Below are 15,783 nucleotides of genomic sequence, written 5' to 3'. Positions count from 1 at the left end.
AAGCGGGCGGGAGCCACACAAGGTGCAACATCGCCCGGACTTGCCACGGCAAGGTGTAACGGCTCAATAACTTCCGACGCGGGAACCGATTACATCGGGGTCTGTAGAACCACATTAGCTGAGAATATCGGGACGCAGTGGGAGCACTTTACGTGAGAACGGGTCCCGCTTTATGTGATAACAGCCTGATTGCATCGGCCAGAAACCGCATTCCGCGAGAATGCCCGCGGGTCTCAGCCAGAGAGGGCTGGCACGCAACACCGGGCCGGCCAAAAGTACCTGCGTGCGGCGTTGCGGGCCGTTCGCTACGGCTATGGCGACCGAAGGACAGGTGCCGCAGACGCCGGGCCTGTGTCACGAGCCGATGGTTGCCGCCTCTGCCACCCCGGCCAGCGTATAACGAAGGGAATCTGTCTCCGTTGCGCCTGGAATTGTGTCACTACGAGCGTCCAACCCATCGCCCGGAAAAAAGCACCAACAATTCAAACGCTTATCACAAGAGCGCGCAATAAGTGGGGAAATCTCGATTTATTTAGGATTCCTCGTTCTACTGCATGGTTGCGCACTTAGCCCGGTCCGCTGGCTGGCGCCAGCCTTCCGCCACTGGTCCGTTGGACTTGCCGTAACTCCGGGCAGCAGTCTTCAGCTCCGAGATGCGACGAGGTGAGAATTCGCCGTTCAAAACCGCAACCCGTACCTGCGCCAGGCAATGCGCCCCTTCGTCTGTCCAGCGCATCTGTCGCTTCTTGGCCATGCGGTAGCTGACAACGTGGTTCACCGCTGACTCCGCGATACTGCTGCTAATCGGCAGGCCCTTGCGATGGCGGGCACCGCAGTTGACCAGCGTGCGCGCATTGCTCCTCAGGTAACTGGAAACGTTATTCAGGTTCCACCACAACGTTTTGAATTCGTATCCCTCCCTCGACAGCAGCCGACTGTCCAGTGCCTTGATTCGCTCCAGTGCCTTACTGCCCTTTCCATGCCAGACCAGCCACTTCGCATGATTGATCTCGTCCTCCACCGATTCCCTTTCCATGGAGTCGATCACGTTGCTCCCAAACACGGAACGCTGCGCCGCCCGGAACTTCATCGCGATGTGGAACCAGTCAAGTATTCGGCCGCGAGCCAGCTTGCTGCCTTCATCGCTGATCACGGTCACGCGTTCGTCGATCGCCACACCGTTCCGGCTGAGGAACTGATCGAGTCGAGCTGCAGCCGAGGTGACTTCCTTGTGCACATACGCGTACAGTTTTGGAGGACCGTCCTTGAACGTCGCCCGGCCGGCAACAATGTTCACGTGGCAGCTAGCGTCCGTCCGGAAGTCGCAATTTCGCAGCCATGCCGAGTCGACGCTCACTGAGGCAACATGGCTAGATTCGCGAACCTGATCGTCTGCAACACACCCGGGCAGCTGCGCGATGTCACGCTCGATATCTGCGTCGAGCTGATTTCCAAGGTCAAGAATCCGATCCCAGATGCCGCTCGACGAGATGCCCTTGTCCAGCGGCAGCACTTCCTTGAGCATGGCCGCGGCATGTCTGTAAGGCAAATGAGCCGCCCACTTCGCCTCGAGGTATACCAGTTCCGGGGTGATGCGCCTGATGAGCGCTCTGGACAGGGGATGCACCACGCGCTGCGGCGTCTGCGCTGTCTCCTGGCAAGCACACGACCACAGCCGCGGACTCTTCACGGTTACTTTGCCGTAGACAGTGCGCAGCACCGTCGAGCGACTGTCCTTGTGGCTCAAGGCCGCACCGCATTTCTGACAACAGGTCTGGCTTGGGAGCCACCATTGAACTTGTTTCGAAATGAGCTCGGCCTGCACCTTCGCCAGCAGCGACCGCCCTTCCGCGAGAGTCAGGCCGAGTTCGGCAAGACTGCAATCAGGGCGCTCAATGACGGCCAGAACTCCGTCGCCCTCCTCGACTGTGTCACTGTCTCCGTCGACCAACCTTGCTTCGATGATCAACCGCATGGCTAGCTCCCGCCGTTGCGAGACTGGTAAGCCTACCTGAAGTGAAACCGGCGCCGCCACCGAACGGCCCCCTTGGGAGCCTCCCAACTTCTGCACGCTCTCATCTACGGCTCGCCGGCATTGACGACGCAAGTGGAACTAGCGAAGACGGGCGCGTCCCGGTTGAGCCGCGCAACGCAAACAGTTGAGCAGCCGTCGGAACGAGCCGAGGACCGCGGTATCGTCAGGCGAAGACGAAGTACTTGCGCACAGTCTCCACCACCTCCCAGGTCCCTTTCATGCCGGGTTCAATCACGAACACGTCGCCGGCCTTCAGGTGCACCGACTCCTCGCCTTCCGGCGTGATAATGCAGTAGCCGTCGAGAAAGTGGCAAAACTCCCATTTCTCGTAGTTCACCTCGAACTTGCCCGGTGTGCAGATCCAGGTGCCCATGATCTTGCTGCCGTCCTTGGAGAGGTACGCGTTGAGGTTCACGGTGTGTGGATCGCCGCCGATGCGCTTCCACTTGGTGGCGTCAAGGACCGGAATCGGGCAGGTTTCGCGCAAAACAGTTATGAAATCGGACATGTCAATTCCAAACGATCGGATAAGGGGTCCAACACCTTAGTTCAATAGTGTTACTGGGGCTAGTATGTTTCCGACACCGACACATCTGTTCACGACACCGGCTCGCCCTGTAACCTGGAAGCGTCGCGCAATGATTTTCCGACCGACAATGCAATGGAAACTGCTATCCTCTGCCAGCATACGGTTTATAGTGACATCACTTCCATCACCTAGCCTTCTTGCACATGTTCTCTGCGGCAATCTTCGACATGGACGGGTTACTGATCGATTCCGAGCGAGCGATCATGAACACATGGATAACGGTTGGACATGAACTTGGGGTTCATATCCGCCCTATTGACTATGCCGAGATTATCGGGCGCTCGCTGCCTGAGTGCCACGCGATGTTAGCCAGGATGTTCGCAGCAAAGCAGGTATTTCAGGAAGCACTTACGCGAGTTCGGCAGCGGTTGCATTCTCCAACGTCTCCGCCTGTGTTTCCACTGAAGATCGGAGTACATGGCCTATTGACCGTGTTGGTCAACGCCGGAATCCCATGCGCCGTGGCGTCTTCATCAAGCGGACAAGAAATCAGATCGCGGCTTGCACGGGTCGGCGTGCTCGACTTCTTTAATGCAATTGCAGGTGGCGACGAAGTAGCTCGTGGCAAGCCGGATCCGGCCGTGTATGAACTTGCAGCTTCTCGTCTGGGAAAATCACCGGGCAATTGCTTAGCGTTCGAGGATAGTGAGAACGGTGTACTTTCCGCACATCGGGCGGGAATACAGGTCGTGGCGGTGCCTGACATGAAACAGCCATCCGTCGAGGTCATCGGGGTCAGCTTGACGATACTTGAGAACCTTGATCGGGCGATCGAATGCGTTCCCGCATGGTTCGGCGTTGAAGACCTTGCCAAATGAGGGCGCTGTCCGGCGACGGTCTTCCAGGCCGAGAGGCACCGCCTTGTCGGTGACACGGCACTTCACCCGTCGTACCGCGCGATCCGTAGAGCGTCGTACACGCGCGTGAAAATTCGTCTCGTCGATATACAACGCGCATTTGCTCGCGGCGACCGTGGTGACCGGTTCGGCTCGTTCGACCGAAGAGTCTTGCTGACAAGGCTTTCGCACTGACCATGTCATCTTCTTCAGGAACTGCGCAGTTGCGCCGTTTGTGCCGATCGTCGCATCGGGCTAGCGTATCTCCTTTTTTGCGGTGCGTGACAAAGATGCCGCACTGTCGCACTTCATCAGGCCGATAACGCGGAACTCGGCGACGCCACAGCCGCGCGTCGTGCCCGACGGCGTGCCGAAACAGATGCCCGAGGTGATCGTCGTTGCACGCCCGCGCGTTCGCGCGCCTGCTCGCGACCTGCTTGCCCTTCGGGCCCTTCGGAGGTAGATCGACGAGCAGCAGATGGTTGTCGGTGCCGCCCGTCACGAGTTCGACGCCGCCTTCCTAGCACTTATGCGCTGCAATGAACCTGAGTCGAGGTAGCGCCAGATCCATGCGACGGGACCAACGCTCGGCGGCATAGGGTTTCGCCGCATGGCAAGTATTTTGTGCACACTCCCACAATGGAGTTATCCGGCCATGTCCCCTGCTGGAAGTGATCAGATTCGAGGAACGGTTTATATGTTGCCTGACCGCACTGCATCATTTGCGCATTTTGCGTTCATGCCGCTACCGAACTTCACGATGATCGCGTTCACGAACGCTGTCGAAGTATTGCGCATGGCCAACTACCTGAGTGGTCAGCCGCTCTACCGATGGTCGATCATCAGCCCGGAAGGCGGCCCGGTCGCGGCAAGCAACGGCATTTCTCTCGATACCGGCCCTGCCGAATGCCTCGGCACCCCGGACATCGTGTTCGTGTGTGGCGGCGTTGACGTACAGCGTATGACGACACCCGAGCATCTATCGACTTTGCGCCGCTTCTCGCGCACGGGCGTTGCGCTGGGCAGTCTGTGTACAGGGACGTATGCGCTCGCGAAATCCGGCCTACTCTCTGGCTATACCTGTGCCATCCACTGGGAAAATATGTCGGCGCTCAAGGAAGAGTTTCCCGACATACGCTTTCTGAAAGAGCTTTTCGTGATCGACCGCGACCGTGTCACCTGCACAGGCGGGGTTGCGCCGCTCGACATGATGCTGCATCTCATAAGAGCGCGCGTCGGCACCGCACGCGTCACACAGATCGCCGAGCAGTTCGTCGTTGAGCATGTGCGTGACAACAGCGCGCAACAACGAATACCACTTATCGCGCGGCTCGGCTCCGCGAACAAGTCCCTGTTCGAAGTGATTGCACTGATGGAGAACAATATTGAGGAACCGCTCTCGCGCGAAGAACTCGCTCGTCTTGCAAGCATGTCTCAGCGTCAGTTGCAACGACTGTTTCACGAGCATGTTGGGATGACACCGACGCACTATTATCTGACTTTGCGCCTGCGTCGCGCACGAGAACTGCTGCTACAGACAGACATGTCGATCATGAAGATCACGATTGCGTGTGGTTTCCAGTCGGCGTGCCATTTCAGCAAGAGCTATCGCGAAGCTTTCGGCATCGCGCCTACCAGCGAACGCCGCACGCAGGTCGCCCCGCTTGCGACGCGCGCCTGAGTGGCCCGTCGTAACACTTGCGATACGTTTGCGAACTCCATAACGAATTTCGCTGCGCCAGTTAAAACGGACGACCGCAAGACACGACCGCCCGTCATATCCGGGCACACCCGGTTCACGCAGCTTTTAGCAAGCTGTGCGGATCGAGAACGAATTTGCGCGGTGCGCCCCCGTCGAACTGCTTATAGCCTTCTGGCGCCTCGTCCAGAGAAATCACAGTGACGTTGACGATCTCAGCGATCGGTAGCCGGTCAAACAGGATCGCTTGCATCAGGTTGCGGTTGTATTTCAATACGGGCGTCTGGCCGGTATGGAAAGAGTGCGACTTTGCCCAACCGAGCCCAAAACGGATACTTAGGTTTCCGTGCTGCGCAGCAGCATCCTTTGAGCCCGGATCGTCTGTCACATATAGTCCCGGGATACCGATCGCACCGGCGGGCCGCGTGATTTCCATCAGCGAGTTAAGCACCGACGCGGGCGCCTCCTGCGAGTGGCCCAATCTCCCGTGGCCGTGCGCCTCGAAGCCGACACAGTCGACCGCGCAGTCGATTTCCGGTTTGCCAAGTACCTGTGCGACCTGTTCGCCGAGCGTCGCATCCTTCGACAGATCGACGACTTCAAAGCCCATCGCCTTGGCATGCGCAAGACGATCGGCATTCATGTCACCAACGATAGTGCATGCTGCGCCCAGCAGGCGTGCCGATGCAGCAGCCGCCATTCCGACGGGGCCGGCGCCCGCGATGTAGACCGTTGAGCCGGGTTTGACTCCCGCAGTGACAGCGCCGTGATACCCGGTGGGCAAGATGTCCGACAGGCAAGTAAGGTCACGGATCTTCGCCATCGCCTGATCGCGGTCGGGGAATTTCAGCAGATTGAAATCCGCATACGGCACCATCACAAACTCGGCCTGGCCACCGATCCAACCGCCCATGTCCACGTAGCCGTACGCACCGCCCGCACGCGACGGGTTCACGTTCAGGCACACGCCGGTATGCTGCTCCCTACACATCGCGCAACGTCCACAAGCTACATTGAACGGCACGGACACGAGATCACCGAGCTGCAGCGTCTCTACGTCGCTGCCGATCTCGATCACTTCACCCGTTATTTCGTGGCCAAGCACGAGACCGGCCGGGGCCGTTGTACGGCCGCGCACCATGTGTTGGTCCGAGCCGCAAATGTTCGTGCTGACCACCTTGAGAATCACGCCGTGACCAATACTGCGTCCGCTCGGGTCGACCATCTTCGGGTATTCAATCTTTTGAACCTCGACCTTGCCCGGTCCAAGATATACGACACCTCGATTACTCGCCATTGCAGCCTCCTTGCGGTTGGATATTGCTGCGGCACGCCGGCAGATGCAACGTACGCGGCAACCCTTTAATCTAGACGGTGTTAGGAACTTCGAAGTACTGGAATTGCATGGACAAGCATAAGCATGGCGAAGACGACAAAATGCAGGCCTGCGAGTGTTTCGGGCAAGCGTTCGTAGTCACGTGCAAGGCGTCGAAAGCGGTTGAGCCATCCGAAGCTGCGCTCGACTACCCATCGCCGTGGCAACAGCACGAAACCCTTTTTCGCTTCATCGAGCTTGACCACCTGGAGATCAATTCCCTGGGCGCGCGCGGCCTGCGCAGGATCTTCGCCCGTGTAACCCTGATCGGCAAAGGCCACTTTCACGGTTTCTCCCGTTGCCTGTTGCACCTGGCGCGCCAGTTCTGCCACCTGGGCCCGTTCCTGCTCGTTGGCCGGTGTCACGTGTACGGCGAGCAACTGACCCAGCGTGTCGACCGCCATATGCACCTTGCTGCCACGCTTGCGCTTGTAGCCGTCATAGCCTGCGCGTGGACCGCTTTCACATGTCGATTGCAACGTACGGCCATCAAGGATCACCGCGCTGGGCTGCCCCTGCCGCCCCTGCGCCACACGGACGATCGAACGAAGGTCACTCACCATGCACTCGAAACAGCCGGCCGCCAGCCATCGTTGCGTCTGCTGGTACACGAGTTCCCACGGTGGAAAGTTGGTCGGCAGCATTCGCCAAGCAGCCCCAGCGCGAGCCATCCAGCGCAACGCATTGAACATCTCCCGCAACTCATATTTCCGCTGTGGCGCACTCTCATCCATCAACGTCAGATACGCTGCCACGAAGCTCCATTCTTCGTCTGACACGTCTGTCGGGTAGGCTTTACGTTTCTCTTTTGTCATGCCTCCAGGGTACCAGGTTTGACCGGAAGTGCCTAACACCGTCTAGGCCCAAGCGCCACGCGGATGAAAGGAAAAAACCGACGGACGCTTGTCCTGCGCCGACACGGGGAAGGTGCATAAGGCCAGCGCCCGCGCCGGGCTGATCCACGCGCCGTGCCACTGACTGGCGAATGTCAGCGTCTAGTCGTGCTGCACCACAGCAAATAGTCTGGACGCGTCCATTCGAGCGTGACGCCAATGCGGCGGGTACCCGGCCGGATTTTTGGCTTATGCACGCTGAGCGTCAGCTTCTCAAGAGCAGACCATTCCCGAAACGATAATTCCGCAATGTCCGCGACCAGACTTTCAAGCAGGCGTGTATGCTGCTTGTGCGCGAGGAAGTCTGCGACGCACGTGCAATAACTGTCGTAGTCGATCCATCCACCCGCATCGCTCGGCGCACTACGATAGCCGAGCTGCGCGTCGATCACGACTACCTGCGGCGCACCGTGTTCGTGTGGATGGATGCCCACCCTCGCCGGCACAATCAGCCCTTCGACAAATATGCTCCAGCCGCGCCATTGCTGGTGCGGCATCACAAACGTTGCGGAGGCCGTACCGAACGGTTCTTCAACTGGTTTCATGACGTCAGCGGCTCAGCCGCGTCGAGCATGATGCGGCAGAAATAGTCAGAGAAACTACGGCGTACCACTATCTCGAACGCATCATCGCCCGTCGGGATCAGAACGATTGACGCCTTGAAGTAATGACTCTGCGCGCATTGCCCCTCCTTGAATACTCGCAGGTGCAGGTCCAGCGGACAGCCACGCGAAAGTACGTCGCGCACGTGTTCACCGCTGATCTTGACGACGGTATAGCCACTACCGACATCGACTGCCGCCGCGTATGTTCCGTTCAGCGCATCGGAAAGCATCGCCTCAAGCACACCGTGCTGCACGGGCCCATTAGAACGCACGAGCCATTCGTCGGGGCCGAGCCATAGCACATCGTATTCAGCGCTGCGTGAGACGGTGTTTGGCGCGGATGGCGGACGGCAGCCGATCACGCGCTCAAACGCGCTGACGAATGCTGGGTCACCTGGTTCACCGCGCACGGCGACGAGATCGAGAAAGGCTGATTCACGCATCACAAATTTGCTCGGCGCACGCGTCTGCTGCCCCTTTAGCAAACCAGCCACGCCGATGCATGGCGACTCAAGTCGCACTGCGCCTGCACGCTCTCCCACAGGCGTCAAATTTCTCGTTTCATTCCACATTCTGACGCACTCCTTCGGTGTCGTAGAAAACGGGGCTGGCGATCTTCGCCGCGATCTGCTTGCCGCTCGAAAGCGGAATCGTCACGCTTTGCCCCATCTTGTTCAGGCCGCCCTTGACCACGGCGAGCGCGATCGAACGTTTCAGGATCGGGCTGTAGTAGCTCGACGTCACGTGTCCAAGCATCGGCGCGGTATCGCCCTGGAACGGACCGGCGACAATCTGGCTGCCTTCCGGAATTACGAACTGCGGATCATCGGACAGCAGGCCGACGAACTGTTTGCGCCCATCCTTCGCGGTATCCGACCGTGCGAGCGAACGACGTCCGAGGAAGTCCTTGGTCTTCGCGACCAGTCCGCCCATGCCGAGATCGTGCGGCGTAATCGAGCCATCCGTATCCTGGCCGACGATGATGTAGCCCTTCTCCGCGCGCAGCACGTGCATCGTTTCCGTGCCATACGGCGTGATGTCGAACTCGGCGCCCGCAGCCATCAGCGCTTCCCACACCGCACGGCCCATGTTCGCGGGCACGTTCACTTCATAAGCCAGTTCGCCCGAGAAGCTGATCCGCATCACGCGCGCCTTCACGCCCGCCACCGTGCCGTTGCGATACGACATGAATGGGAACGCTTCGTTGGCGAAGTCGATGTCGCTACACACCTTCTGCAAGACCTTGCGGCTCTTCGGACCGACGACGGCGAAGGTCGCCCAGTGATCGGTCACGGACGCGAGGCGCACCTTCATGTCCGGCCATTCCGTCTGCAGCCAGCGCTCCATCCACGTCAGCACGCGCGCCGCGCCGCCCGTCGTGGTCGTCATCATGAAGTGCTGGTCGGCGAGGCGCACCGTCACGCCGTCGTCGAACACCATGCCGTTTTCGTCGAGCATCAGACCGTAGCGGCACTTGCCGATTTCGAGCTTGCTCCACGGGTTCGTGTACATCCAGTTCAGCAGCTTCGCGGCATCCGGGCCCTGAATGTCGATCTTGCCGAGCGTCGACGCATCGAGAATGCCGACGCTGTGGCGCACCGCGAGGCATTCGCGCTTGACGGCCGCATGCAGGTCTTCGCCCTTCTGCGGGAAGTACCAGGGACGCTTCCAGCTGCCGACGTCCTCGAACATCGCACCGTTCTCGACGTGCCATTCGTGCACGGCCGTCTTGCGGATCGGATCGAGCCAATCGCCGAGCTCGCGACCCGCAAACGTGCCGAAGGTCACCGGCGTGTAGTTCGGACGGAACGTCGTCGTGCCCGTCTCGGGAATCGTCTTGCCGAGCGCATCCGCGAGAATCGCCATGCCGTTGATGTTGCCGAGCTTGCCCTGATCGGTGCCGAAGCCCATTGCCGTATAGCGCTTCACGTGTTCGACGGATTCGAAGCCTTCGCGCGCCGCGAGCAGGATGTCCGCCGCCGCCACGTCGTTCTGGAAATCGACGAACTGCTTCGGTCCGCGCGCCGCTTCCGCGCGGCTGCCGACCAGCCACAGCGGCTGCAACGGCGACTCGGCGACTTCCGCAGCCTGCGGTACTTGCGGACGTGTGACCGCATAACCAATCGACTTCACGGCTTCGACGCCCGCATCCACCGCGAGACGCAGACCGCGCGCCAGGCTGAATTCGCCCGCTGCCGCGCCGATGCTCGTTTCCGGCTGCATGCCCTTGCCCGGCACGAAGCACACCTTCGTGTCGTTCCAGTGCGCCTTGCCGCCCGACTGCGCGAACAGGTGCAGCACCGGGCTGTAGCCGCCCGACATCGCGACGAGATCGCACGGAAGGTCGGCCTGCTTCGCGCCCGTCTTGCCGTTCGCATACGCGACCACTTCGACCGACGTGACGCGCAGCTTGCCATGCGCCGTCATCACGGCCGCGTTGTTCATGATCTTCACGCCATGCAGACGTGCCGCCGCCTGCAACGCGCCGCTGCCCTGGGCGCGCGGATCGACGACTGTCACGCTCGCGCCGCACGCCTTCATGTCGAGCGCGCACTGATAGCCCGCGTCGTTGTTCGTGAACACGACGGCATTGCGGCCCGGCAGCACGCCAAAACGATGGATATAAGTCGAAACCGCCGACGCCATCATCACGCCCGGCAGATCGTTGTTGCCGAACACGATGGGACGCTCGTGCGCGCCCGTCGCGAGAATCACACGCTTGGCGCGGATCTTCCACAGCAGTTCGCGCGTGCCCTTGCGCATCGACACGGGCAGATGATCCGTCAGACGCTGCGTCACCGTGACAAGGTTGTGGTCCTGATAGCCGAACGCCGTGCTGCGCGACAGGATCGTCACATCGGGCATGCGCGACAGTTCCGCTTCGATCTTTTCGACCCAGCTCAAGGCCGCGCGCCCGTCGATCTCCGTCTTGCCCGACAGCAGGCTGCCGCCAAGCTCGCGCTGATCGTCGACGAGAATCACGCGCGCGCCGCTCACGGCCGCCGCGTGTGCCGCAGCAAGACCCGTCGGGCCGCCGCCGACCACCAGCACGTCGCAATGCGCATAACACTTGTCGTAGCGATCGGCGTCGAGCACTTCAGGCGACTTGCCCAGACCCGCCGCTTCACGAATTTTCTCTTCGTACTTCGGCCAGAACTTTGCCGGCCACATGAACGTCTTGTAGTAGAAGCCCGCGGGCATGAAGCGCGCGAACTTCTGGTTGATCGCCATGCGGTCATGCTCGAGATTCGGCTCGGCATTGACGCTGGTCGCGACCAGTCCCTGATACAGCTCGATTTCCGTCGCGCGCGCATTCGGCACCGTGTATGCGCCGCGCTCCAGTTGCACGACGGCATTCGGTTCCGCAACGTCCGCCGTGACGATGCCACGCGGGCGGTGATACTTGAAGCTGCGCGCGACGAAGTGCACGCCGTTGGCGAGCAGCGCCGACGCGAGCGTGTCGCCCTGAAAGCCCTGATACGTGCGTCCGTTGAACGTGAAGGTCAGCGGAATCGCGCGGTTGATGCGCCCACCGGTACCCAGGCGGTTTTTCTGGCTCATTTTCTGCTGCCCTTCGTCTTCGTGTTAGTAGGAGACGCCCCAAAAGTTGCATAACTCTTGAAGTCGTAAGTAACGGTGTCGCGCGTCGCCATGAACCAGCGGCGGCAGCCCTGCGTGTGCATCCATTGCTCCCGGTGCACGCCGCGCCGGTTCTTGCGCATGAACAGGTACTCGCCCCATTCGCGGTCGGTGAGCTTGTCGGTGTCGAGCGGACGCGCGATGTCGGCTTCGCCGCCACAGCTAAATTCGGATTCGGCGCGCGGCCCGCACCACGGGCATTCGATCATCAGCATTTTTCGGTTCTCCAGAGTGCGTTTAGTGGGCCACGCCAGCGGCGCCGTGTTCATCGATCAGATGACCGGTGTAGAAGCGGTCCAGTGCGAAAGGCGCGTTCAGCGGATGCGGTTCGTCGTTGGCGATCGTGTGCGCGAACACCCACCCCGAGCCCGGCGTCGCCTTGAAGCCGCCCGTGCCCCAGCCGCAGTTGAAGTAAAGGCCCTTGACGTCCGTCTTGCTGATGATCGGACATGCATCGGGCGAGACGTCGACGATGCCGCCCCACTGACGGTTCATCCGCACGCGCGAGAACACCGGGAACATTTCGACGATCGCCTGCAGCGTGCCTTCGATGATGTGGTAGCTGCCGCGCTGGCCGAATCCCGTGTACTGGTCGATGCCCGCGCCGATCACGAGGTCGCCCTTGTCGGACTGGCTGATGTACGCGTGCACCGCGTTCGACATGATTACCGAGTTGACAACCGGCTTGATCGGCTCCGACACGAGCGCCTGCAGCGGATGGCTTTCGATCGGGAGGCGGATGCCTGCCATGTCGGCGAGCGTGGTCGTGTTGCCGGCTGCGACGACGGCGACCTTCTTCGCCTTGATGAAGCCCTTCACCGTATCGACGCCCGTCACGCGGCCGCCGTCGCGACGGATACCCGTCACCTGGCAGTTCTGGATGATGTCGACGCCGGCCTGGTCCGCGCCGCGCGCGAAGCCCCACGCAACGGCATCGTGACGCGCGACGCCCGCACGACGTTGAATCGATGCGCCGAGCACGGGATAACGGCTATTCAGGTTGATCGTCGGCTCGATTTCCTTGATCTGCTCGGGCGTCAGGAATTCGGCATCGACGCCGTTCAGCCGGTTCGCATTCACGCGGCGCTCGGTGTCGCGCACGTCCTGCAGCGTGTGCGCGAGATTCAGCACGCCGCGCTGCGAGAACATCACGTTGTAGTTGAGGTCTTGCGACAAGCCTTCCCACAGCTTCATCGCCTTCTCGTACAACGCCGCGGATTCGTCCCACAGATAGTTCGAACGCACGATCGTCGTGTTACGCGCCGTATTGCCGCCACCGATCCAGCCCTTCTCCAGGATCGCGACGTTCTTCACGCCGTGTTCCTTCGCGAGGTAGTACGCGGTTGCCAGACCATGCCCGCCGCCGCCGACGATCACCACGTCGTATTCCTTCTTCGGTTCCGGGCTCCTCCACTGTCGCTCCCAGTTCTCGTGATACGACAACCCGTTGCGGAACAGACTGAATATCGAATAGCGGCTCATCGTGCAGACCCCTTCGTCGTTGCCTTGCTGGTTTCCATTAGCATTCGATGACGTTCACGGCGAGACCACCGCGCGACGTCTCCTTGTATTTCGTTTTCATGTCGGCGCCCGTTTCGCGCATCGTCTTGATGACGTTGTCGAGCGTCACGTAGTGCTGGCCGTCGCCCTTCAACGCCATGCGCGACGCGTTCAGCGCCTTGATCGCGCCCATCGCGTTGCGCTCGATGCACGGAATCTGCACCAGGCCGCCGACCGGGTCGCAGGTCATGCCGAGGTTGTGTTCCATGCCGATTTCAGCGGCGTTCTCGACTCGCGACGGCGTGCCGCCCATCACGGCCGCGAGCGCCGCTGCAGCCATTGAACACGCGACGCCCACTTCGCCCTGGCAGCCCACTTCCGCACCCGAGATCGACGCCGTTTCCTTGTAGATGATGCCGATGGCGGCTGCCGTCAGCAGGAAATCGACGATGCCGTTTTCGTTCGAGCCCGGCACGAACTTCACGTAGTAGTGCAGCACGGCGGGAATCACGCCTGCCGCGCCGTTGGTCGGCGCGGTGACGACGCGGCCGCCGGCGGCGTTCTCTTCGTTGACGGCCATCGCATAGAGGTTGACCCAGTCGAGCATCGACAGCGGATCGCGCAGCGACTCTTCCGAACGCGTGCGCAGTTGCACCGTGAGATCGGCGGCGCGGCGCTTCACGCGCATCGGACCGGGCAGTTCGCCATGCATCTTGCACCCACGTTCGACACAAGCGGCCATCGTGCGCCAGATCGTCAGCAGGCCTTCGCGCACGTCTTCCGGAGCGCGCGATGCGCATTCGTTGGCGAACGTCACCTGCGCGACGGACAGGCCGCTTTCACGGCACACGCGCATCAGATCGTCGCCGGTGCGGAACGGATACGGCACTTCGCCGCCCGCACGCACGCCGTTGACACGGTCGCCTTCGCGGTTCACGACGAAGCCGCCGCCGACCGAGTAATACTCTTTCTCGACCAGCAGCTGGCCATTCTCGTCGAAGGCCTGGAAGCGCATGCCGTTCGGATGCACGACGCTGCCCGTGCCGCTCATCAGACGGCGGAAGAACGCGATGTGCTCCTTCTCTTCGAAGCCGACCTCGTGCTTGCCGAGCAGCGACAGGCGCTTACCCTTGCGGATATCGACGAGGCGCGGTTCGATCAGGTCGGGGTCGATGGTATCGGGCAGATGGCCTTCGAGGCCGAGCAGCACGGCCTTATCGGTGCCGTGGCCCTTGCCCGTCGCGCCGAGCGAGCCGTACAGCTCGACTTTTACGCGGCGCACGAACGCGAGCAGGTTCGCGTCCTCGATATGGGAAGCGAAGCGGCAGGCGGCGATCATCGGGCCGACTGTGTGCGAACTCGATGGGCCGATGCCGATCTTGAACAGGTCGAAAACACTGACATTCATCGGGTTTTGCCTTTGCGTGGACACGCAGGTGGTGACGTTGGCACTCAGTAAATCAAATGGAAGATTTGACCGATAGAACAGAAGCGGCATTGCCGTTGGATGCTGCCGCCAGGCGTTACCTCGCGCGCCTCAAAGGACGCTTTGATCATTATTCGCGACGCAAAAACACAATTCCGCGCGCGCGAGGTGACCCTTCGAACTGTCTAGTACAACATCGCTCAAATCGGCCTCGCAGCGGCATGTGATGCGGGCTCGAATTGGGTTGTGGACACATGAGGACACTCGATTATCGAGATCGCGCGAGAGTTCGGTGCCTCAGTGCCTCGGTGCCTCGTTGCAGACGGTCAGCACGTGGCGCAAGCGCATTGCACGGCAAGGCGGACAGGGCATTCGAGAAGGTGAGCGCAGTGCCCGTCCGCTCCGCATTGCTCAAGCAACGCGACTGCAGTTGACTACGTTGGCTTGCGAAGCGCGGGAACCGCAAAAGAGAGGCTCGCCGGCGCTCGACGAGATTGTGGTGCGAGAAATCCAGCGCCGCATCGTCGAACAGATCGGCTGTAGCCATGTTTCAGCGGATCTTGCTGGCCGGCGACGCACGCTACCACCGGGTCCATCGATGGCTACACAGTCCCCACCCCGCCTTTCGCGAGAAGGTCAATGTGATCTGCAATCCTTATCGCGAGCCGCACCCAGAAAGAAACGCGGCGGCGCTCGGCATCGACGAGAAGATCGGCATCCAGGCCATTGAGCGCAAGCATCCGGGGCTTGCGCTGGCGGTGGGACGGGTGCGTCGTCGGGAGTTTGAATATATCCGCCATCGCAGCCGGCTTCACTTCCATTTCCCGCCGCTGCACCGGAGTTGGGTCAACCAGATCGAGCCAGGGTTTGCGCGCTACAGGCCCCGGATATTGAGTCATGCCAGCCATACCAGCATCGCGCACCTGCGCGAACGCACCGGACAGTTTATTCGCGAGCATAACTAGGCAGCGTGCCCCTCAAATGGAGTTTCCGGGGCTATCCACTACCTACCGGCGCGACGTAATCGCAAGGACCGACTTTTACGAAGCCCTGAAACCATTTATCCTACGACTCAGGCCTTGACTACTTTCAGGCTACACAAGATCTAATTAATGGTGCCGGCTCTGCAAGCCGCTCCCAGTCCCGATCCGTCTGACCGGAAAATTGCACGCAGATCAAGACCACC

At 60.8% G+C, this 15,783-nt stretch carries 13 protein-coding genes and 1 pseudogene; 3 read left to right on the top strand and 11 right to left on the bottom strand.

Going from position 1 to position 15,783, the window contains the following annotated elements; genetic code table 11:
- Positions 1-547: 547 nt before the first annotated feature.
- Positions 548-1,975, bottom strand: a complete 1,428-nt coding sequence (locus H1204_RS47855; RefSeq protein ID WP_180736802.1) for an ISKra4 family transposase — start codon at positions 1,973-1,975, stop codon at positions 548-550.
- A 223-nt stretch (positions 1,976-2,198) separates the two neighbouring features.
- Positions 2,199-2,543, bottom strand: a complete 345-nt coding sequence (locus tag H1204_RS47850; RefSeq protein ID WP_061151644.1) for a cupin domain-containing protein — start codon at positions 2,541-2,543, stop codon at positions 2,199-2,201.
- A 224-nt stretch (positions 2,544-2,767) separates the two neighbouring features.
- Between H1204_RS47850 and H1204_RS47845 the strand changes: the two genes are divergently transcribed.
- Entirely contained in the window at positions 2,768-3,442 is a 675-nt protein-coding gene (locus tag H1204_RS47845) for an HAD family phosphatase (protein ID WP_180735296.1), read from the top strand.
- A 327-nt stretch (positions 3,443-3,769) separates the two neighbouring features.
- Here H1204_RS47845 and glyA read toward each other — a convergent pair.
- Positions 3,770-3,977 (bottom strand): annotated as a pseudogene (gene glyA, locus H1204_RS47840) (serine hydroxymethyltransferase); the annotation flags it as partial.
- A gap of 180 nt (positions 3,978-4,157) precedes the next feature.
- Between glyA and H1204_RS47835 the strand changes: the two are divergent.
- Positions 4,158-5,141, top strand: coding sequence for a GlxA family transcriptional regulator (locus H1204_RS47835; RefSeq protein WP_180736801.1), 984 nt, complete (start codon positions 4,158-4,160; stop codon positions 5,139-5,141).
- A 115-nt stretch (positions 5,142-5,256) separates the two neighbouring features.
- On the opposite strand, the gene fdhA is transcribed toward H1204_RS47835, so the two are convergent.
- The 8 genes from fdhA to H1204_RS47795 all read right to left on the bottom strand — a co-directional run bounded on the left by fdhA (position 5,257) and on the right by H1204_RS47795 (position 14,579).
- Positions 5,257-6,456, bottom strand: coding sequence for a formaldehyde dehydrogenase, glutathione-independent (gene fdhA / locus H1204_RS47830; protein WP_180736800.1), 1,200 nt, complete (start codon positions 6,454-6,456; stop codon positions 5,257-5,259).
- Between the two features lie 80 nt (positions 6,457-6,536).
- Positions 6,537-7,349 carry an IS5 family transposase gene (locus H1204_RS47825; RefSeq protein ID WP_180735120.1) on the bottom strand — a complete coding sequence of 271 codons (813 nt, stop codon included), beginning with the start codon at positions 7,347-7,349 and terminating at the stop codon, positions 6,537-6,539.
- A 173-nt stretch (positions 7,350-7,522) separates the two neighbouring features.
- Positions 7,523-7,972, bottom strand: a complete 450-nt coding sequence (locus H1204_RS47820; protein ID WP_180736799.1) for a dihydroneopterin aldolase — start codon at positions 7,970-7,972, stop codon at positions 7,523-7,525.
- Positions 7,969-8,604 (bottom strand): sarcosine oxidase subunit gamma, encoded by a 636-nt coding sequence (locus H1204_RS47815; protein ID WP_180736798.1) that lies wholly within the window; start codon positions 8,602-8,604, stop codon positions 7,969-7,971. Before H1204_RS47815 ends, H1204_RS47820 begins: the two co-directional genes overlap by 4 nt.
- A complete protein-coding gene (locus H1204_RS47810) occupies positions 8,594-11,593 on the bottom strand; it encodes a sarcosine oxidase subunit alpha family protein (protein WP_180736797.1) in 3,000 nt (999 codons plus the stop codon). Before H1204_RS47810 ends, H1204_RS47815 begins: the two co-directional genes overlap by 11 nt.
- The gene (locus H1204_RS47805; RefSeq protein ID WP_180736796.1) at positions 11,590-11,886 is read right to left on the bottom strand and encodes a sarcosine oxidase subunit delta; all 297 of its coding nucleotides are present in this window, start codon (positions 11,884-11,886) and stop codon (positions 11,590-11,592) included. Before H1204_RS47805 ends, H1204_RS47810 begins: the two co-directional genes overlap by 4 nt.
- 22 nt (positions 11,887-11,908) lie before the next feature.
- The gene (locus tag H1204_RS47800) at positions 11,909-13,153 is read right to left on the bottom strand and encodes a sarcosine oxidase subunit beta family protein (protein ID WP_180736795.1); all 1,245 of its coding nucleotides are present in this window, start codon (positions 13,151-13,153) and stop codon (positions 11,909-11,911) included.
- A gap of 37 nt (positions 13,154-13,190) precedes the next feature.
- Positions 13,191-14,579 carry an L-serine ammonia-lyase gene (locus H1204_RS47795; RefSeq protein WP_180736794.1) on the bottom strand — a complete coding sequence of 463 codons (1,389 nt, stop codon included), beginning with the start codon at positions 14,577-14,579 and terminating at the stop codon, positions 13,191-13,193.
- Positions 14,580-15,142: 563 nt separating this feature from the next.
- Between H1204_RS47795 and H1204_RS47790 the strand changes: the two genes are divergently transcribed.
- Positions 15,143-15,562, top strand: coding sequence for a hypothetical protein (locus H1204_RS47790; protein WP_180736793.1), 420 nt, complete (start codon positions 15,143-15,145; stop codon positions 15,560-15,562).
- Positions 15,563-15,783 lie beyond the last annotated feature (221 nt).

The organism is Paraburkholderia sp. PGU19 (assembly GCF_013426915.1).
Taxonomy (GTDB): Bacteria; Pseudomonadota; Gammaproteobacteria; order Burkholderiales; family Burkholderiaceae; genus Paraburkholderia.
Note: the sequence above shows the minus strand (reverse complement) of the source record. Positions and strands in the feature narration are given on the sequence as shown.

Coding starts and splice junctions, on each gene's coding strand:
- H1204_RS47855 (WP_180736802.1), bottom strand. CDS start 1,975: ATGCGGTTGATCATCGAAGCAAGGTTGGTCGACGGAGACAGTGACACA.
- H1204_RS47850 (WP_061151644.1), bottom strand. CDS start 2,543: ATGTCCGATTTCATAACTGTTTTGCGCGAAACCTGCCCGATTCCGGTC.
- H1204_RS47845 (WP_180735296.1), top strand. CDS start 2,768: ATGTTCTCTGCGGCAATCTTCGACATGGACGGGTTACTGATCGATTCC.
- H1204_RS47835 (WP_180736801.1), top strand. CDS start 4,158: ATGTTGCCTGACCGCACTGCATCATTTGCGCATTTTGCGTTCATGCCG.
- fdhA (WP_180736800.1), bottom strand. CDS start 6,456: ATGGCGAGTAATCGAGGTGTCGTATATCTTGGACCGGGCAAGGTCGAG.
- H1204_RS47825 (WP_180735120.1), bottom strand. CDS start 7,349: ATGACAAAAGAGAAACGTAAAGCCTACCCGACAGACGTGTCAGACGAA.
- H1204_RS47820 (WP_180736799.1), bottom strand. CDS start 7,972: ATGAAACCAGTTGAAGAACCGTTCGGTACGGCCTCCGCAACGTTTGTG.
- H1204_RS47815 (WP_180736798.1), bottom strand. CDS start 8,604: ATGTGGAATGAAACGAGAAATTTGACGCCTGTGGGAGAGCGTGCAGGC.
- H1204_RS47810 (WP_180736797.1), bottom strand. CDS start 11,593: ATGAGCCAGAAAAACCGCCTGGGTACCGGTGGGCGCATCAACCGCGCG.
- H1204_RS47805 (WP_180736796.1), bottom strand. CDS start 11,886: ATGCTGATGATCGAATGCCCGTGGTGCGGGCCGCGCGCCGAATCCGAA.
- H1204_RS47800 (WP_180736795.1), bottom strand. CDS start 13,153: ATGAGCCGCTATTCGATATTCAGTCTGTTCCGCAACGGGTTGTCGTAT.
- H1204_RS47795 (WP_180736794.1), bottom strand. CDS start 14,579: ATGAATGTCAGTGTTTTCGACCTGTTCAAGATCGGCATCGGCCCATCG.
- H1204_RS47790 (WP_180736793.1), top strand. CDS start 15,143: ATGTTTCAGCGGATCTTGCTGGCCGGCGACGCACGCTACCACCGGGTC.